Origin of the sequence: Bradyrhizobium sp. USDA 327 (assembly GCF_041262065.1) — a bacterium.
GTDB lineage: Bacteria > Pseudomonadota > Alphaproteobacteria > Rhizobiales > Xanthobacteraceae > Bradyrhizobium > Bradyrhizobium liaoningense.
Genome location: NZ_JBGCCW010000001.1, coordinates 3274650 through 3294370 on the forward strand (window position 1 = coordinate 3274650; position 19721 = coordinate 3294370).

General features: G+C 65.4%; 21 protein-coding genes. 6 read left to right on the top strand and 15 right to left on the bottom strand.

Features of this window, described 5'->3' with window-relative positions; translation table 11 throughout:
• The first annotated feature begins 17 nt into the window (after positions 1 to 17).
• The 4 genes from trmFO to ABIA42_RS15095 all read left to right on the top strand — a co-directional run bounded on the left by trmFO (position 18) and on the right by ABIA42_RS15095 (position 4456).
• On the top strand, positions 18 to 1445 hold the full coding sequence (gene trmFO / locus ABIA42_RS15080; protein ID WP_370112692.1) for a methylenetetrahydrofolate--tRNA-(uracil(54)-C(5))-methyltransferase (FADH(2)-oxidizing) TrmFO: 1428 nt from the start codon (positions 18 to 20) through the stop codon (positions 1443 to 1445).
• Positions 1446 to 1452: 7 nt separating this feature from the next.
• Complete coding sequence (locus ABIA42_RS15085) at positions 1453 to 2547, top strand: serine/threonine protein kinase (protein ID WP_370112690.1); 1095 nt, start codon at positions 1453 to 1455, stop codon at positions 2545 to 2547.
• 94 nt (positions 2548 to 2641) lie between these two features.
• Complete coding sequence (locus ABIA42_RS15090) at positions 2642 to 3199, top strand: CAP domain-containing protein (RefSeq protein WP_370112688.1); 558 nt, start codon at positions 2642 to 2644, stop codon at positions 3197 to 3199.
• Positions 3200 to 3277: 78 nt separating this feature from the next.
• On the top strand, positions 3278 to 4456 hold the full coding sequence (locus tag ABIA42_RS15095) for an aminotransferase class V-fold PLP-dependent enzyme (RefSeq protein WP_370112686.1): 1179 nt from the start codon (positions 3278 to 3280) through the stop codon (positions 4454 to 4456).
• 19 nt (positions 4457 to 4475) lie between these two features.
• On the opposite strand, the gene ABIA42_RS15100 is transcribed toward ABIA42_RS15095, so the two are convergent.
• From ABIA42_RS15100 to yajC, 6 genes are read right to left on the bottom strand one after another with little or no spacing between them, the layout of a single operon-like run.
• Positions 4476 to 5717, bottom strand: a complete 1242-nt coding sequence (locus tag ABIA42_RS15100) for a threonine ammonia-lyase (RefSeq protein WP_370143786.1) — start codon at positions 5715 to 5717, stop codon at positions 4476 to 4478.
• Between the two features lie 45 nt (positions 5718 to 5762).
• On the bottom strand, positions 5763 to 6626 hold the full coding sequence (locus tag ABIA42_RS15105) for a phytoene/squalene synthase family protein (protein ID WP_370112684.1): 864 nt from the start codon (positions 6624 to 6626) through the stop codon (positions 5763 to 5765).
• A complete protein-coding gene (locus ABIA42_RS15110; protein ID WP_061881784.1) occupies positions 6623 to 7006 on the bottom strand; it encodes an Mth938-like domain-containing protein in 384 nt (127 codons plus the stop codon). The genes ABIA42_RS15105 and ABIA42_RS15110 overlap by 4 nt, the downstream gene beginning before the upstream one ends.
• Before the next feature lie 60 nt (positions 7007 to 7066).
• Positions 7067 to 8086 (bottom strand): protein translocase subunit SecF, encoded by a 1020-nt coding sequence (secF, locus tag ABIA42_RS15115; protein WP_370112682.1) that lies wholly within the window; start codon positions 8084 to 8086, stop codon positions 7067 to 7069.
• 10 nt (positions 8087 to 8096) lie between these two features.
• Complete coding sequence (gene secD, locus ABIA42_RS15120) at positions 8097 to 9701, bottom strand: protein translocase subunit SecD (protein ID WP_271528227.1); 1605 nt, start codon at positions 9699 to 9701, stop codon at positions 8097 to 8099.
• Between the two features lie 47 nt (positions 9702 to 9748).
• Entirely contained in the window at positions 9749 to 10117 is a 369-nt protein-coding gene (yajC, locus tag ABIA42_RS15125) for a preprotein translocase subunit YajC (RefSeq protein WP_027576227.1), read from the bottom strand.
• Between the two features lie 182 nt (positions 10118 to 10299).
• Between yajC and ABIA42_RS15130 the strand changes: the two genes are divergently transcribed.
• Positions 10300 to 11292, top strand: coding sequence for an ATP-binding protein (locus tag ABIA42_RS15130; RefSeq protein WP_370112679.1), 993 nt, complete (start codon positions 10300 to 10302; stop codon positions 11290 to 11292).
• A gap of 189 nt (positions 11293 to 11481) precedes the next feature.
• Here the strand turns inward: ABIA42_RS15130 and ABIA42_RS15135 are convergent, their stop codons facing one another.
• Both ABIA42_RS15135 and ABIA42_RS15140 read right to left on the bottom strand, forming a co-directional pair.
• Positions 11482 to 12864, bottom strand: a complete 1383-nt coding sequence (locus tag ABIA42_RS15135) for a peptidoglycan DD-metalloendopeptidase family protein (protein ID WP_271528225.1) — start codon at positions 12862 to 12864, stop codon at positions 11482 to 11484.
• Positions 12865 to 12973: 109 nt separating this feature from the next.
• Complete coding sequence (locus tag ABIA42_RS15140; protein WP_271528224.1) at positions 12974 to 13624, bottom strand: protein-L-isoaspartate(D-aspartate) O-methyltransferase; 651 nt, start codon at positions 13622 to 13624, stop codon at positions 12974 to 12976.
• A gap of 227 nt (positions 13625 to 13851) precedes the next feature.
• Between ABIA42_RS15140 and ABIA42_RS15145 the strand changes: the two genes are divergently transcribed.
• A complete protein-coding gene (locus ABIA42_RS15145) occupies positions 13852 to 14223 on the top strand; it encodes a response regulator (protein WP_271528223.1) in 372 nt (123 codons plus the stop codon).
• 104 nt (positions 14224 to 14327) lie between these two features.
• Here ABIA42_RS15145 and surE read toward each other — a convergent pair whose 3' ends face one another.
• From surE to scpB, 7 genes are all read right to left on the bottom strand, one after another.
• Complete coding sequence (gene surE / locus ABIA42_RS15150) at positions 14328 to 15095, bottom strand: 5'/3'-nucleotidase SurE (RefSeq protein ID WP_370112676.1); 768 nt, start codon at positions 15093 to 15095, stop codon at positions 14328 to 14330.
• 111 nt (positions 15096 to 15206) lie between these two features.
• Positions 15207 to 15569, bottom strand: coding sequence for a hypothetical protein (locus ABIA42_RS15155; RefSeq protein ID WP_370112674.1), 363 nt, complete (start codon positions 15567 to 15569; stop codon positions 15207 to 15209).
• A gap of 120 nt (positions 15570 to 15689) precedes the next feature.
• Positions 15690 to 17021, bottom strand: coding sequence for a serine--tRNA ligase (gene serS, locus ABIA42_RS15160; RefSeq protein ID WP_370112672.1), 1332 nt, complete (start codon positions 17019 to 17021; stop codon positions 15690 to 15692).
• A 137-nt stretch (positions 17022 to 17158) separates the two neighbouring features.
• Positions 17159 to 17971, bottom strand: coding sequence for a twin-arginine translocase subunit TatC (tatC, locus tag ABIA42_RS15165; protein WP_370112670.1), 813 nt, complete (start codon positions 17969 to 17971; stop codon positions 17159 to 17161).
• Positions 17968 to 18471, bottom strand: coding sequence for a Sec-independent protein translocase protein TatB (tatB, locus tag ABIA42_RS15170; protein WP_271528218.1), 504 nt, complete (start codon positions 18469 to 18471; stop codon positions 17968 to 17970). The genes tatC and tatB overlap by 4 nt, the downstream gene beginning before the upstream one ends.
• Positions 18472 to 18558: 87 nt before the next feature.
• Positions 18559 to 18792, bottom strand: a complete 234-nt coding sequence (locus tag ABIA42_RS15175) for a twin-arginine translocase TatA/TatE family subunit (RefSeq protein WP_018317874.1) — start codon at positions 18790 to 18792, stop codon at positions 18559 to 18561.
• A 164-nt stretch (positions 18793 to 18956) separates the two neighbouring features.
• Positions 18957 to 19709: an SMC-Scp complex subunit ScpB gene (scpB, locus tag ABIA42_RS15180; RefSeq protein WP_271528217.1), complete on the bottom strand. Its 753-nt coding sequence runs from the start codon at positions 19707 to 19709 to the stop codon at positions 18957 to 18959.
• Between the last annotated feature and the right edge of the window lie 12 nt (positions 19710 to 19721).

Genomic DNA, 19721 nt, shown 5'->3' on the forward strand with positions numbered 1-19721 from the left:
CGCTACCTGTCCGCCCCATGACAGGACCCCAATCCAACATCGTCCACGTGATCGGCGCCGGCCTTGCCGGTTCAGAGGCTGCTTGGCAGGTGGCGAAATCCGGCGTGCCCGTGGTGCTGCACGAGATGCGGCCAACCCGCATGACCGAGGCGCACCGCACCGATGGACTTGCTGAGCTCGTCTGCTCCAACTCGTTCCGCTCGGACGACGCCGCCAACAACGCCGTCGGCCTCCTGCATGCGGAGATGCGCCGGCTCGACTCGCTGATCATGCGTGCGGCCGATGCCAACCAGGTGCCCGCCGGCGGCGCACTCGCGGTCGACCGCGACGGCTTCTCGGCGGCCGTCACCAAAGCGCTGAAAGACCATCCCCTGATCGAGATCGCCCGTGGCGAAGTCGCGGGCCTGCCGCCGGCCGACTGGAGCAACGTCATCGTTGCCACCGGCCCCCTCACCTCCGCGCCGCTGGCCGAAGCCATTCGCGAACTCACCGACGAGAACGCGCTCGCCTTCTTCGACGCCATCGCGCCGATCGTGCACCGCGAGTCCATCGACATGTCGGTGGCCTGGTTCCAGTCGCGCTACGACAAGGTCGGCCCCGGCGGCAATGGCGCCGACTACATCAACTGCCCGATGACAAAGGAGCAGTATGACAGCTTCGTCGCCGCGCTGATGGCCGGCGAGAAGACCGAATTCAAGGAATGGGAGACCAACACGCCCTATTTCGACGGCTGCCTGCCGATCGAAGTGATGGCGGAGCGCGGCCCCGAGACGCTGCGCCATGGTCCCATGAAGCCCGTCGGCCTCACCAATCCGCACGATCCCGCCACGAAGGCTTATGCGATCGTGCAGCTCCGTCAGGACAACAAGCTCGGCACGCTCTACAACATCGTCGGCTTCCAGACGAAATTGAAGTATGGCGAGCAGCAGCGCATCTTCCGCACCATTCCCGGTCTGGAGAAGGCCGAGTTCGCCCGACTCGGCGGCCTGCATCGCAACACCTTCCTGAATTCGCCGAAGCTGCTCGACGGCCAGTTGCGGCTGCGCGCACAGCCGCGGCTGCGCTTTGCCGGCCAGATGACGGGCTGCGAGGGCTATGTGGAATCCGCCAGCGTCGGCTTGATCGCCGGTCTCTATGCAGCAGCGCAGGCACGCGGCGAGACGCTTGTCAGTCCGCCTGGCACGACCGCGCTCGGATCGCTGCTCGGCCACATCACCGGCGGCCATATCGAGACCATCGAGCCGGGCACACGGTCGTTCCAGCCGATGAACATCAATTTCGGCCTGTTCCCGCCGCTCGCGACCGCACCGACGAAGAAGCCCGATGGCACGCGATTGCGCGGCAACGAGAAGACGGTGGCCAAGAAGCAGGCGCTCAGCGCACGGGCGCTCGCCGATCTCGATCGCTGGATCGCCGATCACCTGCGCATTGCCGCCGCCGCATGAGTTTTCGATGAGCCTCCCCAAAGACGACGCCGCAGAGCTGTCGGCGCGCTGGACCGAAGGCGTGCTGCTCAAGCGCGACGTGTTCTCGACCGTCGAGCGCGGCCGCTTCCGCACCGAGAGCGGCGAGACCGACGCGGTGCTGCGCCGGCTCGACGGGGTGCCATGGTGGTCGTTTCTGCTGGCACGCCATCTGTTCGCCCGCGAGAAGCATGCGCTGGTGCGCGCCAAAGGCCTCAACGTCGGTCCCGAGCTGCTGTGGGCCGGACGCCGCGCGTTGGTGCGCGGCTTCGTCGACGGCGTCGCGCTGCATCTGGCAAAGCCGCATGGCGATCTCGCCTATTTCCGCTCGGCCAAGGCCGCGCTGCGCCGGCTGCGTCGCGCCGGTATCTGCCACAACGATCTCGCCAAGGAGCAGAACTGGCTGGTCGGCCGCGACGGCCGCGCCTACGTGACCGATTTTCAGCTTGCCGCGTGCTTCAACGGTCGCGGCCGGCTGTATCGCATTCTCGCCTATGAAGACCTGCGGCATCTGCTGAAGCACAAGCGCTCCTACGCGCCGGAGGCGCTGACGCCGCGGGAGCGGAAGATCCTGGCGAAGAAGTCGTTCGCCGCGCGCCTGTGGCTCGCCACCGGCAAGAAGGTCTATCGCGCCATCACCCGCGGCCTGTTCAACTTCACCGACCGCGAGGGCGGCGGCCGCCGGCTCGTCAACGACGCGCCGGTGCTCGCCGAGCTGATCCGCCGGAATCCTGCCGTGCGCGACACCGCTATCGTCGCCTTTGCCGACCGCCGCTCCGGCGTCGGGCTCTATGCCTTCGTCGAAGCCGATCAGGCCGCGCTCGAAGGTCAACTCCGCAGCGAGCTTGCCGCCGCCAAGGGACCGAAGCCGCCCGAACACATCCAGATCGTGCACGCCTTGCCGCGCAACGCCAGCGGCGCGCCGCGCACCGAGGTCCTGCAACTGGTCGCAATGAACCAGCTCGACCTGATCGAGCCGATGATGAAGAACGAGCAGGACCGTGCCTTCCTCAAGGATATCCTGGAGCAGCGCAAAAACCTGCGCGACCGCTTCAATTTCGAGGCGAAGCTGCCGGCGAGCTAGCATTGCGGCGTGCCTTGAAGCGTCCACATTGGCGATAGAGAAACGCTTGGATAGCGAAGGGCTGGCAAGGATTATGGGCACTCGGGGGACCATGATGCATCGTGTGGTTGGCGGGATGATCGCTGGCCTTCTGCTGCTGGCAGGCGCGCCCGCGATGGCTGACTCACCGGCCGAGCAGATCTCGAGCTTCCGTCTCAAGCATGGTGAGGCCCGCGTCGTTCGCGATTCCACCCTCGACCGTATCGCCATGGATCAGGCCCGCGCGATGGCGGCGAAGGACGACCTCAGTCACGATGCGCTCGGGCCCTTCAACCGCCGTGTCGCGCCGGCGGGCGCGGGCCGCGCCGCCGAGAATATCGCCTACGGCTACGACAATTTCGAGAAGACGCTGGGACAGTGGATCGACTCGTCCGGGCACCGCAAGAACCTCCTGCTGCACAACGCCTCCCGCGTCGGCATTGCCAGCGCCAAGAATGCCAACGGCAAGCGCACTTATTGGGCCATGGTGATCGCCGGCGATTACGAGCCGAAGGGCAAGGGTAAGGGCAAGAAGGACAAGGAGCCGCTGGTTGCCGTGAAGCGTGAGGCGGCGCCCGCAACCAAGCCCAAATCCAGCACCTGCCACATCAAGCTGCTCAGCCTCTGCATCTGAGCCAAGACTGCGCCGTCTTGCTCGCAGTCCTCGACGCGTCTAATTCATGCACGAAGATCGCGAGATGCGGAGGCGTAAGTGATCGATATCGACCGGATACGCGCCGACACGCCTGCCGCCTCCCGGCTCGCTTACCTGCACAATGCGGGTGCGGCTCTGATGCCGGCGCCGGTCGTCGCGGCCGTGAAGGGACATATCGACCTGGAAAGCGAAATTGGTGGCTATGCCGCTGCCGACCGCGAGTCCGGTCGGCTCGACGCGGTGTATGGCTCGGTGGCCCGCCTGCTCAATGCCGCACCTGACGAGATCGCCCTGGTGGAGAACGCAACGGTTGCCTGGCAGATGGCGTTCTACGCGCTTCCGTTCCGCAAGGGCGACCGCATCCTGACGGCCGAGGCCGAATACGCTGCCAATTATGTCGCCTTTCTTCAGGTCGCGAAGCGAACCGGCGCGACGATCGATGTCGTGCCGAGCGATGCCAGCGGCGAACTCGACGTGCACGCGCTCGAACGCATGATCGATGAGCGCACGAAGCTGATCGCCATCACCTGGGTTCCGACCAATGGCGGGCTGGTCAATCCCGCCGCGGCGATCGGCAAGATCGCGCGGGCACATGGTATTCCCTACCTGCTCGATGCCTGTCAGGCGGTCGGCCAGATGGCCGTCGACGTCGAGGCGATCGGCTGCGACATGCTGTCGGCCACGGGGCGCAAGTTCCTGCGCGGCCCGCGCGGCACGGGCTTTCTCTACGTCCGCCGGGCTTTACTGCAACAGCTCGAACCACCGATGATCGACCATTTCGCGGCGCCCTGGGTCTCGCGGGATGAATATCGGCTCCGCGACGATGCACGCCGTTTCGAGACCTGGGAGAACAATTATGCGGCCCGGCTCGGGCTCGGCGCTGCCGTCGACTATGCACTCGATATCGGCATGGGTCCCATCGAGCAGCGCTGCCGTCTGCTGGCGGATCGCCTTCGGGGCGGCCTTGCGTCCGTCCGCGGCCTCGCCATTCGCGACCTCGGCCGCGCGCCGGGCGCCATCGTCAGCTTCACGATGGACGGGTATGAGGCGGACGCCATCGTGGGCAGCGCCGCTGCCGCCGGCATCACGATCGGCGCGTCGGATCCATCAAGTACCCGCATCGATGCCGAGCTCCGCTCGCTGCCGCCGCTCGTGCGGGCATCACCGCACTATTACAACACCGAAGCCGAGATCGATCGGCTGATCGGTCACCTCGCGGCTCTGGCGGCGCGATAGCGGCACGCCCGCGCACCGCTCAGGTGCAGCGCGCGCTCAGTCCGGATGCGCTCAATCTCGCCATCACCTCGTCGAGATGCGCGCTGTCGCGGGTCTCGATGACCAGCTGCAGCAGCGTCGCCTTGGCCGGAAGATCCGAGAAGGTCCGCTGATGCGAGACCTCGATGATGTTGGCGCCGGCTTCGGCCAGCAGCGCGGCCACGGCGGCAAGCTGCCCGGGGCGATCAGGAATATCGAGCGACAACTGCGTCAGCCGCCCCTCGCGCGCCAGCTCTCGGGTGAGGACGGAGGCAATCAGCCGCGTGTCGATATTGCCTCCGCTCAGCACCAGGCCGACCTTCTGGCCGGCAAAGCGGGACGGATCGGACATCAGCGCGGCGAGGCACGCGGCGCCGGCCCCTTCGACCACCGTCTTCTCGATCGAAATCAGGGTTGCGACCGCACGCTCGAGCTCGGCTTCGTTGACCAGCGCGATGTCGTCGACGAGACGACGGACGATTTCGGTGGTGATCTTCCCCGGCGATTTCACGGCGATGCCTTCGGCCAGCGTGTCGCCGCGCGCCGGCAGATTGCCGTCATGGATGGCGTTGTACATCGAGGGATACAGCCAGGCCTCGACGCCCAATATCCGCAGCGACGGCTTGATCGATTTCGCGGCAATGGCGATACCGCTGATCAACCCGCCGCCGCCGATCGGAACGACCAGCGTGTCGAGATCCGGTACGGCCTTCAGCATTTCCAGCCCGATCGTGCCCTGCCCCGCGATGACAAGCGGATCGTCGTAAGGGTGGACGAAGATCATGCCGCGCGCTTCACCGTGGCTGCGCGCAAAGGCGGCGGCCTCTTCCAGCGTCGCGCCCGTGACCACCACCTCGGCGCCGTGATGCCTGGTGTTCTCGATCTTCACCATGGGCGTGCCGATCGGCATCACGATGGTGGCGGGAATGCCGAGCCGCTTGGCGTGGTAGGCGACGCCTTGCGCGTGGTTGCCCGCGGACATAGCGATCACGCCCCGCACGCGCTCTTCCGGCGTCAGCGCGGTGAGCCGGTTGAGCGCGCCGCGCTCCTTGAACGAGGAGGTGAACTGGAGGTTCTCGAATTTCAGCCAGATGTCGCAGCCGCAAATACTGCTCAGTGTCCGGCTATGGCTGCAGGGCGTCTCGACGACGGCGCCGCGGATGGTCTCGGCGGCCGCAAGAATGTCGCTTGGTGCGACCGGAAAGCCGCTGAGATCGGACATGCTTCGGGATAAGTCAGCCATAGGACAGCATAGAGCATTTGGCCGGCTCAGGCGATAAGCCAGCCGCTATTTGGTAAATTCACGCGATCGCGAGGCGCGCCACAATGTCCAGAGCGTGCGCAGCCGCGACGATGGCTGCAGCGTAAACGGGTTGCGTCCCGGACGCGACAGGCGCTTGAGATCGGCCTGCGCCTGGCTCAACGGCAGAAACGCCGGCCGCATGGACGGCGCCACCTGCGCCAGCAGCGACGACGCCGTCGTCAGATGCTGCCGGGCTTCACCCGCAAGCTGCTCCAGCACCGCATGCAGATTGGGCGTCTCCTTGCCGGCGAAGACATCCTCGATGCTGCAATTGTACCTCTCCATCAGCTGCTGCGGCAGGAACAATTGCCGGTGCGCGGCGTCGCGCGGCAAATTGGCGATGACCTGCACGATGCCCTGCGCCAGCCCGGCATGGCGGGCGAGATGCTCGACCGCCTCCGACGGCGGTCCCAAAACCTGCGCCGCCAGACCGAACAGCGTCGACGAGGTCGCAGTCAGATAGCCTTCCAGCGCGGCCATGGTCGGCATCGGGTCGTTGTAGAGATCGAACTGGTGCTCGTCGGCCAGCTGCGACAGCGGCTCGACCGGCAGGTTGAAATCACGGATCGCGCGGAGCAACTCGGCCGCCACCGGATTGCCCTCGGCGCTGCCATGGACATGACCCGACAGCATGTCGGTCCACCATTGCAGGCGGATCTCGCCGGGCAAGGGCTGGCTCACCTGGTCGCGGACGCGGACGATCTCGACGTTGAAGGCATACAGGGCCAGCAACGCACGGCGCTCGGCGGCCGGCGCAAACAGGGTCGCGGCGTAACGCGGAAAGTCATGGCTGCGCACCAGATCGGCGCAGAAGGTAACAGAATCGGGCGGCGGCGCAGGGCTGCTCATGGCACGGCGATCAGCGCAGCGGCAACCCGCCGCCGTTCGCCGATCATGATGTTATAGGTGCGTACGGCGGGTCCGGTCTGCATCGTGTCCAGCACCACCCTCACCGCCTTAAGGGCCTGACGGAGCTCCGGCGGGGGCAACCACAGCCCGGTTCCGGTGCCGACCAGGAGCGTGTCGATGCTGTTGGCCGCCGTGAAGACCCGATCCAGCGAATAGCGGTCGATCTTCTGGGGGTCCGTCACGTCCCAGGCCCAGATCGCGTCCGGCAGGCAGAGCAGCGAGCCCCGATGCGACATGCCGGCAAAGGCGAAGCCGCCCTTGCCATAGGCATCGATCGGCGCCGAGCGCGGGAAATGCGGAGCATTGGGATCGCCGGCCATGAGCTTCGTCCGAATGGGCTTACTGCCCTCGCAAACTCCTGCGAGGGCGCGAGGTTCGGATCATGCCTTGCTTTTCTTCGCCGGCGTAGCCGTATCGGGCGCATCTTCGCGATGCTCGCCGACGCCGAGGTAGATCAGGATCGGGGCCGCAATGAAGATCGAGGTGTAGGTGCCGACCAGCACCACGCCGAACATCATCACGGCGGTAAAGCTGTGGATCGCGTGTCCGCCGAACAACAGCAGCGCGAGCAGTGCCAGCGTCACGGTGACGTGGGTAATGATCGAGCGCGACAGCGTCGAATTGATGGATTCGTTGAGCAGCTGCGGCATCGGCATCTTCTTGTAGCGCCGCAGCATTTCGCGGATACGGTCGTAGATGACGACGGTGTCATTGAGCGAATAGCCGAGAATCGTCAGCAGGGCCGCGATGCTGGTCAGGTCGAAATCCACCTGGCTGATCGACATGAAGCCGATGGTCAGCACGATATCGTGCACGTTGGCGATCATGGCTCCCAACGCGAACTGCCACTCGAAGCGGAACCAGAGATAGATCAGGATCGCGACGATCGCGAGCATCAGGCCGAGCATGCCGTAGGCCAGCAGCTCGCCGGCGACGCGCGGACCGAGAACCTCGACGCGGCGGTACTCGATGGAATCGCCGAGCGCGGCGCGGACCTTCTGCACGGCCGCCTGCTGGGCGGCATCGCCGCCCGGCTGCTCCGCAACGCGGATCAGGACGTTCTCGGGCCCGCCGAACTGCTGCAGCTGGACTTCGCCAAGACGCAAGCCATCCAGCGTCGTGCGCATCGCCGCGATGTCAGCGGCGCCGGACTTGGCCCGCACTTCGAGCAGCGTGCCTCCCTTGAAATCGATGCCGAGGTTCAGACCGTGAGTGAAGAACAGCGTGATAGCGACAATCGACAGCAGCGCCGAGATCGGAAAGCTAATGCGGCGGAAGCGCGTGAAGTCGAAATGCGTATCGTCAGGGACGATGCGGAGCGACGGCAGCCAGCCGAACACCGAGACCACGGTGAGAATGGCAATGAGGACGCCGAGCCCGATGAGAACGGTGTGAGTCACGATCAGGCTCCTAGATCGGCACGCTCTGCGGCCGCTTCCACCGCACCCACCAGGCGACGATCAGCCGAGTCATGGTGAAGGCGGTGAACACCGTGGTGATGATGCCGATGCCGAGCGTCACGGCAAAGCCGCGCACCGGGCCGGTGCCGATGTAAAACAGCACCGCGGCGGCAATGAAGGTGGTGATGTTGGAATCGAGGATGGTTGCGAGCGCCCGCTTGAAGCCGGCGTCGATGGCCGAGATCGCGTTGCGGCCGCCGCGCAGCTCCTCGCGGATGCGCTCGTAGATCAGCACGTTGGAGTCGACCGCAATGCCGACGGTGAGCACGATGCCGGCGATGCCGGGCAAGGTCAGCGTGGCATTGAGCAGCGACAGCAGGCCGAAGATCATCGCGACGTTGATGGCCACCGCGATGTTGGCGAACACGCCGAACAGGCGGTAGGTCAACAGCATGAAGACGATGACGAGGATCGAGCCGACATAGGCCGCAAGCTCGCCCTTCTCGATCGAATCCTGGCCGAGGCCCGGACCGACGGTGCGCTCCTCGACCACCGTGAGCGGCGCCGGCAGCGCGCCGGCGCGCAGCAGGATGGCGAGGTCGTTGGCCGATTGCACGGTGAAATTGCCGGAGATCTGGCCCTGGCCGCCGGTGATCGGCTCGCGGATCACGGGCGCCGAGATCACCTTGTTGTCGAGCACGATCGCGAAGGGCAGGCCGACGTTCTCGGTCGTGGCCTGCGAGAACTTGCGGGCGCCCGACGTATTGAACTTGAAGCTGACCACCGGCTCGCCCGTGCGCTGGTCGAAGGTCGCCTGGGCGTCGGTCAGGTCGCCGCCTGCGACCAGCACCTGCTTCTTGACCACGTAAGGCGTCGGCGGCGGCGACGCGCTCATCAGGAGTTCGGATTCCGGCGGCAACCTGCCCTGCTGCGCCTGATCCGGCGGCACGGAGGTGTCGACCATGCGGAATTCCATCTTCGCGGTCTTGCCCAGCAATTCCTTCAGGCGCGTCGGGTCCTGGAGACCCGGGACCTGCACCAGGATGCGGTCATTGCCCTGGCGCTGGATCACGGGCTCGACGGTGCCGAGCTCGTTGACGCGGCGTTCGACGATCTGGATCGACTGCTCGATGGTCTTGCGCATGCGGTCGAGCATCGCAGCCTGCGGGATGCTCAGGCGGATCACACCGCCGCCGGCATCGGTCACTTCGAGGTCACGCTGGCCGCTGGATCCCATCAGCCCGCCCAACGGCTGGGACAGCTCCCGCAGCTTGGCGAGTGCGGCCTGCGCATCGGATTCCTTGGTGATCCGAACCTCGACCGCGTCGTTGCGCACGGTGACGCCGCCGGTGAAGCCGATCTTGGCATCGCGTAGCGTCCGGCGAACGTCGTCGCGGACCTGGTCGAGCCGCTCCTTCTTCACGTAGTTGGAATCGACCTCGAGCAGCAGATAGGAGCCGCCCTGGAGGTCGAGGCCGAGCACGAGCCTGCGCTGCGCCCAGGCGGGCCAGGTCTTGACCTGCGCCTCGGGGAAGAAGTTGGGGACCGCGCAGAGGCACACGATCAGCGCCGTCAGGATAATCCCCAGCGCCTTCCACCGCGTGAAATACAACATCGACTGGACCTGTCAGATCAGGAGACTTGAGAGACTCGCGCGAGCGCTCACTTCGCCGCGGTGTCGTCCTTGGCGCTTTCCTTCGAGCTCTCTTTCGCCGGCTCGCCCTTGGCTCGCACGCCCGAGATCATCTGGCGCATCTGCCGCACGCGCACGCCGTCGGAAATCTCGAACTCGATCTGGTCGTCGTCGACGACCTTGGTGACCTTGCCGACGAGGCCGCCCGAGGTCACGACGGTGTCGCCGCGGCGGATGTTCTTCACGAGCTCGGCGTGGTCGCGGACCTTCTTCTGCTGCGGACGCAGAATCAGGAAGTACATGATCACGAAGATCAGGGCGAACGGCAGCAGCGACATCAACATGCTGTTGGTGTCGCCGGCGCCCGCGGCCTGGGCATACGCAGGGGTAATCAGCATTCGGACGATCCTCGTGAGAACGGGGGAAAGCCGGTCAGGCCCTCAAAGGCGACCGGTTCGGTCAAATTCGCGCGGACTATAGCGGCCATTGTCCCAATTGCAACGCTGCCAGACCGCCCTTTTGGGCCACCTTGCGGCGCGCCGCGAGGCCCGATAAGGCTGCGTTCTCAGGAACTTCGGACATGCCCAAAAACCTTAGCAAAAGCCCGGCCGGCAAAGGCCCCCGCACCCCTGCCAGCAAGCCCGCCCGCGTCGCGGCAAAACGCCCCACGGCAGCCTCCAAAGCCATCGCCAAGACAGCCCCAGACCTCTCCCAGGAGCGGATCGTCCGCGCGCTGGAGACGATCGCGGCGCACCTCTCCGCCCAGGGCATGCCGGCCGTCGAGCGCGAATCGTTCGAACGGGCGGATGCCTATGTCTGGCATCCCGACGGGCGCCTTGCGGCCGTGCCGCGGGTCAGCCGCGTCGAGCTGTTCCTGCTGAAGGGCGTCGACCGGATGCGCGACATCCTGATGGAGAACACCGAGCGCTTCGCCAATGGCCTGCCGGCCAATAATGCCCTGCTCTGGGGTGCGCGCGGCATGGGCAAGTCGTCTCTGGTGAAGGCAGCACATGCCAGCATCAACGCGGAGCGCAAACCGGCCGACCGGCTGAAGCTGATCGAGATCCACCGCGAGGACATCGAGAGCCTCCCCGCGCTGATGGAGCAGCTGCGGGCCTCGTCCTTCCGCTTCATCGTGTTCTGCGACGACCTCTCCTTCGACGGCAACGATGCCTCCTACAAGTCGCTCAAGGCCGTGCTCGAAGGCGGCATCGAGGGCCGGCCCGAGAACGTCATTCTCTACGCCACCTCCAACCGCCGCCACCTGCTGGCGCGCGAGATGATCGAGAACGAGCGCTCGACCGCGATCAATCCGGGCGAGGCGGTCGAGGAGAAGGTATCGCTGTCGGATCGCTTCGGCCTCTGGCTCGGCTTTCACCGCTGCAGCCAGGACGAATATCTCGCCATGGTGCGCGGCTATTGCAGCCATTTCGGCGTCAAGATCGACGACGAGGCGCTGGAGCGCGAGGCGCTGGAATGGTCTACGACGCGCGGCTCGCGCTCGGGCCGCGTCGCCTGGCAGTTCGTGCAGGAGCTGGCGGGACGGCTCGGCGTGAAGCTGACGGCGAAGTAAGGCTCGCTATCACCTCACCCACAACTGTCATTCTCCGGGCAGGCGGGGAATCCAGTACGCCGCGGCTTATCGGCTCAACAACTGGCGTCTCTGGAATACTGGATCGTCCGCTCCAGTGCGCGAGTGCGCACAAGGCGGGCGATGACAGCGTGTTTTTGGCGAGGGTGTGCCCGACCGAAGCGGTGCGCCTCACGCCCCGTTCAGGAATTGAAGCGGGTCAACCGGGCTCGATCCCTTGCGGATCTCGAAGTGGAGCTGCGGCGACGCCACCTCCCCGGATTGACCCGACTTGGCAATGACCTGGCCGCGCTTGATGGTGTCGCCGCGCTTCACCAACAGCTCACTCGCATGGGCATATGCGGTGACGTAGCCGTTGGAGTGCCGAACCAGGACCAGATTGCCGTAACCTTTCAGCTCGTTGCCGGAATAGGCGACGACGCCGTCTTCAGCCGCCTTGACCGGCGTCCCTTCGGGCACCGCGAGATTGATGCCGTCATTGGCCTTGCCATTGGTCTTGGCGCCGTAGCTCGTGACCACCTTGCCGCGGACCGGCCAGCGGAAGGTCGGCAGCGCGCCGGTGGCCTCCGCGGCCTTCGCCGGCGTCTCAGCGGGTTTCTCTTCGACATTGGCTGTCGCCTGGGCCAGGCGCGCGCTCTGCACCGGCGCGGCCGCCGCCATCTTGGTGGCAGGCGCGGGAGCAGCCGCGACGGGCTGGAGCGTCCCCGCAACGGGCGCAGCTGTGGCCGGAGCCGCAGGCGCCGCGACGGCGGCAGTCTTGGCACCGGGCACAGTCAGCCTGGTGCCGAGCTTGAGTTTTGCAGACGGATCGAGGCCGTTGGCACGGGCGAGTTCAGCCGCTGAGATGTGGTTCTTCCGGGCAATGCTGGCGAGCGTGTCGCCGCGATTGACGAAATGGGTGCTCGACGGCGCAATCATGGCCGCGACCGGCTTGGCCGCGGGCGCTGCCGCAACGGGCGCCATCGCCGGCACGGGCGCCGGCGCAGCGGCCGTCGCCGGATGCGGGATGATCAGCTGCTGGCCGGGCGAGAGCGCGCGCGGCCCCTTGTAGCCGTTGGCGGCAAGGATCGCCTGCGGCGTGACGCGATAGCGCTTGGCCAGCACGTCCAGCGTATCGCTGGTACCGACGATGATCTTGGTCCCGCCGGCCGGCTGGGCGGCCGCAACCGAGCGCGGCGGCACGGTGGCCGTGGTCTCGAGATGCGGCTGCGCCGGAGGCGCATAGGAGCCGACGCCGCGTCCGCCACCGGACACTCCCCCACCCGACGCGACGGGATAGGATTGCGGCGCGGACACTGCCGGCGGCGGCAAGGGCTGCGACTGATAATGGCCGGACTGCGTCTGCGGGCGCGCATATTGCGGCAGCTCACGCTGCTGCGGCGGCGCCTGCTGCACCGATCCCGTGGATTCCGAGGCGAAGGGATTGGAGAAATTCGTCTGGGACAGACGCGACGACATGTCGGCGCTGCACCCTGCAAAGCTGAAGGAGATCAGCGCCAGCGCCGCGACCTGCGGCACGCGGCGCGAGTAAAGCAACTCGGCGACAGCGGACATGGTTACTCACTCGTACGCAACAGAACTGGTGTTTTAAGTAAACACCTGCCGAGTAAATAACGGCTTAACCCTCCCAATAAGGTGTTGGCGGCACAGCCGATCCGGGGTTCTACAGTTCCCGCGCCACCCCGGGCAGTGCCGGCACGAAGCGGACCTCGACGAGTTCCTTGCGCTCGATCCCGGTTTCGGTGCGGGTCAAGCGGGTCAGCGTCTGTACGCCCTGATGCGGTCCGACGGGGGCGATCAGGATACCCCCGACCTCCAGCCGCTCGATCAGGTTCTCCGGAATCTGCTCCAGCGCGGCGGTGACGATGATGCGATCGAACGGACCGATATTGGGAGGCAGATTGAGACCGTCGCCGAGCATCACCTCGACATTGTGACAATCGAGCTTTTCGAGTCGCGCGCGTGCCGTGTCGGCGAGCTTGCGATAGCGCTCGACGGTCAGCACCTGGCCGGCGAGCCGCGACAGCACGGCAGCCTGGTAGCCAGACCCGGTGCCGATTTCGAGCACCCGGTGCTGCTTTTTGAGCTGGAGCTGCTCGGTCATGTACGCGACGACGAAGGGCTGGCTGATGGTCTGCCCGCAGGCGATCGGCAGTGCGCTGTCACGATAGGCGCCGTCGCGATCGGCGCCCTCGACGAAAAGCTCGCGCGGCACCTCTTCCATGGTCCTCAGCACGGCCTGATCGCTGATGCCCCGACGCCTCAGCGTCAGCTGAAACATCATCTTTTCCGGCGGGTGCTGATGGGACGTCATAGCTGCTGTTGCTCATCTCGTCTGGCGCATCGCGTACTGCACCGCAAGAACCCGAGACGAGAATCTTGTTCCGGCTCAGGAACTCATGATAGCCTTTCGGCGCATCATTTGACCACAACCGGGCTTTCAAAGCGCTAAGCCGTTTGCGGGTTTGCGTTCGCCGAAACGCGCATTGCGTCCCCTATCGTTATCTGCGAACGTTCACGAGAATGGGCAAGGACTCACCTATGACTGCGACAGGGCTTTCGGGCCGCTCTGTTTTCCTCGTCGAGGACGAGGTCATGATCAGAATGATGGTCGCGGACATGCTGGAGGAGCTCGGCTACAAGGTTGCCGCCGAAGCGGGCGACATCACCGAGGCCATGCGGCTTGCGCAATCCACCGAGTTCGACCTCGCCATTCTGGACGTTAACGTCAACGGCAAGGTCATCTCGCCAGTGGCCGATGTCATCATGGCGAAGGGCTGCCCGTTCATCTTCGCCACCGGTTACGGCTCTTCCGGCCTGCCCGAACAATACCGCGACCGGCCGTCGCTGCAAAAGCCGTTTCAGCTCGATGCACTCGGCAAGACCATCGAAGCCGCGCTTCGCGGCGGCTAGAGCGTTTTCGAGCGAAGTGGACACCGGTTCGCGTCAAGAAAACGCGTCGAAACAAGAATCGAGAGCCCCGTTCTGATTCCACCGGAACGGCAAAGGCTCGAGCCCTATTTCAGCATGAGGCTCAGCTCTTCCGAAAAGGCCTCGTTGGTGCGATCGAGCCTGAGCGGCGTGACGGAAACGTAGCGCTCGCGCAGCGCGGCGAGATCGGTGCCGTCGGCGGGCGTATCCATCATCGCGGTGCGCTCGAAGCCGATCCAGAAATAGGGATTGCCGCGGCCATCCCTGCGCTCGTCGATCTTGAGGAAGCCGAGATTGCGCTTGCCCTGGCGCGTGACGCGGACGCCCAGCACATCCTCGGGCGCACAGGACGGGAAGTTGACGTTGATGACGGTGTCTTTGGGAACGCCGGCAGCGATCACCTTGCGCAGAATGTCGGGTCCGAATTTGCGCGCGGTGTCCCACGGCGGCCGTTCACGGGTCTCGACACTGAATTCCTGCGACAGTGCGAATGACGGCAGGCCCAGGATGGTGCCCTCCAGCGCGCCGGCAATGGTGCCGGAATAGACCACGTCCTCGGCGACGTTGCGGCCCTTGTTGACACCGGACAGCACGACATCAGGCAGCTTGGCACCCAGGATATGGCGGGCCCCCATGATGACGCAGTCCGTCGGCGTGCCGCGCACGGCAAAGTGCCGCGGGCCGACCTCGCGCAGGCGCAGGGGATCGTTCAGCGACAGCGAATGCGACACGCCGGACTGGTCGAGCTCGGGCGCCACGACCCAGACGTCGTCCGACAAGGCGCGCGCGATCTCCTCCACGACCTTGAGGCCGGGAGCATGGATGCCGTCGTCATTGGTGCAGAGAATGCGCATGCGAGAGGTCGATTCCGAAAAACCGTTTGATCTGTCATATCCGGCCGTGGCCCATCAGGCAAACCGGCTGATCAGGGCCCCGGCAGCAGGTTCCCGGCCTGTCCCGCTAAACTAGCGCCGAATGCGCCATTGCGGCAGGAAACGCGCGAGCCGGCCCTCGGCACGCATTTGCATCGCCGGCACGACTGAATTCACGACGGGAGCCTCGATCACCCCGAGCGCCTCCAGCTGCGCGACGAACGGGTCAGGTGTCGGCGCCTGCGGAAACCGTTCGCGTGCCACGGTCAGCGCCTTGTCGAAGTCGGCAGCATTGACTCCGGGCTTGGCCCGTCGGCTCTGCACGAGATCGTCGTCCCAGAGCCGCACGATCTCGATGTCCAGGACGCCGCGGAGACGCTGATCGATGGCCTGGATCCCGGTACCTGTCACCGCCCATTGTCTGCCGATCCAGAAGATGTCGCGGTGCAAGGGCATGAAGGGTGGGATCGCGCTGAGGGGGCCGGCAGGATAGCCGGCCGTCCGATCTTCGCAACGCGATTCTCGTCATGCCGCGTTTTCGGACGCGAACCGGTGCCCATTTCGCGGGAAAACGCTTTAGTCGCGCGCGATCACCTTCAGCCCGCCCATATAGGGCTGGAGCACGCTGGGGACCGCGATCGAGCCGTCCTCCTGCTGATAGGTCTCCATCACGGCGATCAGCGCGCGGCCGACCGCGGTGCCGGAGCCGTTCAGCGTGTGCACGAAGCGCGGCTTGCCATCCGGCCCGCGCGAGCGCGCATCCATGCGGCGCGCCTGGAAGTCGCCGCAGACCGAGCAGCTCGAGATCTCGCGGAACATGCCGCCGTCGCCCTGCCCGGGCATCCAGACCTCGATGTCATAGGTCTTCTGCGACGAGAAACCCATATCTCCTGCGCAGAGCGTCATCACGCGATAGTGCAGGTCGAGTTTCTGCAGCACCTGCTCGGCGCAGGACAGCATCCGCTCCAGCTCGTCCTTGCTGGTTTCCTGCGTGGTGATCGAGACCAGCTCGACCTTGGTGAACTGATGCTGGCGGATCATGCCACGGGTGTCGCGCCCCGCAGCGCCCGCCTCGGCGCGGAAGCACGGCGTCAGCGCGGTGAGGCGCATCGGCAATTGCTTCTCGTCGAGAATGGACTCGCGCGCGAGATTGGTGAGCGACACCTCCGCGGTGGGGATCAGACCGAGGCGCTCGGTCTTCAACCGCTCGTGGTCGGGCGAGGCGAGCAGCTCGCCCTTGATCGCCCAGAACTGGTCGTCCTCGAATTTCGGCAGTTGCCCGGTGCCGAACATCACCTCGTTGCGCACCAAGAGCGGCGGATTGATCTCGGTGTAGCCGTGCTCGGTCGTGTGCAGGTCGAGCATGAACTGGCCGATGGCGCGTTCGAGTCGCGCCAGCCCCTTCTTCAGCACGACGAAGCGCGCGCCGGAGAGTTTGGCCGCCGCCTCGAAATCCATATAGCCGAGCGCGGTACCGAGATCGTCATGCAGTTTTGGCGCAAAGCTGTAGTTGCGCTTGTTGCCGAACACATGGTGCTGGACGTTGCCGTGCTCGTCGACGCCGTCAGGCACTTCGTCGAACGGAATGTTCGGGATCGCCGACAGCTCTTTCGTCAGCTCCTCGTCGGCGGCCCTGGCGGCGGCTTCGAGCTGCGGCATCGTGGTCTTGAGCTCGGCGACCTCAGCCATCAGCTTGGCCGCCCGCGCCTCGTCCTTGGCCTTCTTGGCGTCGCCGATCTCCTTCGAAGCCGCATTGCGTCGCGCCTGCGACTGCTCGGAAGCGAGGATCGCCGCACGCCGCCTCTCGTCGATCGCCAGCAGCGAGGCCGACATCGGCTTCAAACCGCGCCGCGCGAGGCCGGCGTCGAAGGCTTGCGGATTGTCGCGGATCGATTTGATGTCGTGCATGGCTGTCTTCCCGTCATGGCCGGGTTTATCCCGGCCATCCACGTGTCTGCCGCCTTAGATCAAGTCGTGGATGCCCGGGTCAAGCCCGGGCATGACGAATCATGGGCTGAGCAGTGCGATGATAAAGCGAAAGTGCCCTACTCCGCCGGATTGGCCGGCGTCGACACGTCGGTGCCGGTGGCGGCCTGCGAAGCCGCTGCCTTCTTCTCCACCATCCCCACCGCGATGATCGAGCCCTCGTAGAGCGCCATCAACGGAATGGCCAGGGAGCACTGGCTGAGCACGTCGGGCGGTGTCAGCACGGCCGCGATGACGAAGGCAACCACGATGAAATAGCGGCGCTTCTCGCGCAGCATCTTCGAGGTGACGATGCCGATCCGCCCGAGCAGCGTCAGGATCACCGGAAGCTGGAAGGCGATGCCGAAGGCGAAGATCAGCGACATCATCAGCGACAGATATTCGCCGACCTTGGGCAGGAGCTGAATCTGCGCGGTCTCGTCGCTGCCGGCCTGCTGCATGCCGAGCGAGAAGCGGACCAGCATCGGCAGCACGACGAAATAGACCAGCGCCGCGCCGAGCACGAAGAAGAACGGGGTGGCGACCAGATACGGCAGGAAGGCCTGCTTCTCGTGCTTGTAGAGGCCGGGCGCGACAAACTTGTAGATCTGCGTCGCCACGATCGGGAACGAGATGAAGCCGGCGCCGAACAGCGCGAGCTTCAGCTGAGTGATGAAATATTCCAGCAGCGCCGTGTAGATGAACTTGGAGTTCTCGGGCCCTGCGACCCACACGAACGGCCAGACCAGAACGTTGTAGATCTGCTTGGCGAAGAAGAAGCAGAAGATGAAGGCAATGCCAAAGCCGAGCAGCGCCTTGATCAGCCGCGAGCGCAGCTCGATCAGATGGTCCATCAGCGGGGCTTTGCTGGCCTCGATATCGGCGTCGGTCATGACGCTTTGGCGTCCTTGATCGCCTCGGATGGCGCGGTGTCCTGCGCAACCGGTGCCGGTTCGACGTCGCGGGTGATCGCGAGCGGCTCGTTCGTAGCCGCATGCGCTTCGGCTTCCATGAAGGTCGCAGGCGTCGGCGCTTCCGGTGCCGTCGGTGTGACGGGCGGATCGATGGCGGTGGCGGCAGGCGTCTCGGCCGGCTTGTCCAGCGCATCGACGCGGAGCGCGTCGCTGACATCCTTCTGCAGCGAGGTCAGCGGATTGTTGCTGGTAAAGCCGGTGGCGGCTTCCTTGACCTCGTCAAAGCTCTTCTTGAGGTCGGCCATCTCGGCCTCGCGCATCGCTTCCTGGAACTGGCCCTGGAACTCCGCGGCCATCTTGCGGGCCTTGCCCATCCATTGCCCAACCATGCGCAACACGCCCGGCAGCTCTTTCGGGCCGATGGCGATCAGGGCCACGACCCCGATCAGGACCAGTTCACTCCACCCGATGTCGAACATGAGGTCTTCCGTTCACGCCAGCCGGAGCCGGCCCAATCCTCGCGCGCAGGATCGGGGCCGCTACCCGTGTCTCGCGTGCTCTCTGGCTCAGACGGCCTTGCTGCCGACGTCGGACCGTGCGGCGGTCGGCGCACCATTGTGCTCGATCGACTTGGCCGGCTCGGGCTTCTCGGCGGGCTTGTCGTCGTCCTGCATGCCCTTCTTGAAGGCCTTGATGCCCTGCGCCACGTCGCCCATCAGATCCGAAATCTTGCCGCGGCCGAACAGCAGCAGGACCACTGCGATCACCAAGATCCAGTGCCAAATGCTGAGTGAACCCATCCTGCAACCCTCCAAACGCGCATGGCCGGGGACCCGGCCGATCTTCACCGAAACCTAGGCTTGGCAGGTCTCAAAAACAAGGACCAAGGCAGCGCCAATTCGCTGTCGGCACTACGCAATCTTGCTAGTGTTAACTGGTCGCAGGGCCCGTAGGCGGACGGGCATCACGCCTCGGTGCCGCCTTCGCTGCCGCCCTCATTGCCGCCTTCCGGCGTCTCGGGCTCAACCGCAGGCGCCAGCGCGAGATCGAGGTCCTCGCCCGGTTCCAGCGGATCCTCGTCCTCGCGCAGAGCCGGGTCGTCGGACGGCGTCGGCACGCTAAATCCGGTTGGCAGGCGCGAATCCAGCAGGCCAGTGCCCTTCAGCTCTTCGAGACCCGGCAGGTCACCCAGTTGTTCCAGGGTGAACTGCGACAGGAATTCCTCGGTGGTTCCGAAGGTCAAGGGACGGCCCGGCGTCTTGCGACGGCCACGCGGCTTGATCCAGCCGGTCTCCAGCAGCACGTCGAGCGTGCCCTTTGATGTCACGACACCGCGGATCTCCTCGATCTCGGCACGTGTCACGGGCTGGTGATAGGCGATGATTGCCAGCACCTCGATCGCCGCACGCGACAGGCGGCGGGTCTCGGTGGTCTCCCGCGTCATCAGCCAGGCGAGGTCGCCGGCCGTGCGGAATGTCCACTTGTTGGCGACACGCACGAGGTTGACGCCGCGCGAGGCATAATCCGCCTGGAGCTGCTCAAGCGCGGACTTCACGTCCACGCCCTCGGGCATGCGCTTGGCCAGCGTCGCGGTATCCAGCGGTTCACTCGATGCGAACAGCAGCGCTTCAAGCAGCCGCAATTCTTCGGGACGTGCCTGGGATTCGTTCTCCATCGGCTCGGCCTCTTCTACCCGCACTTCAGCCAGGCTTGCCATGGCAGATTCTCC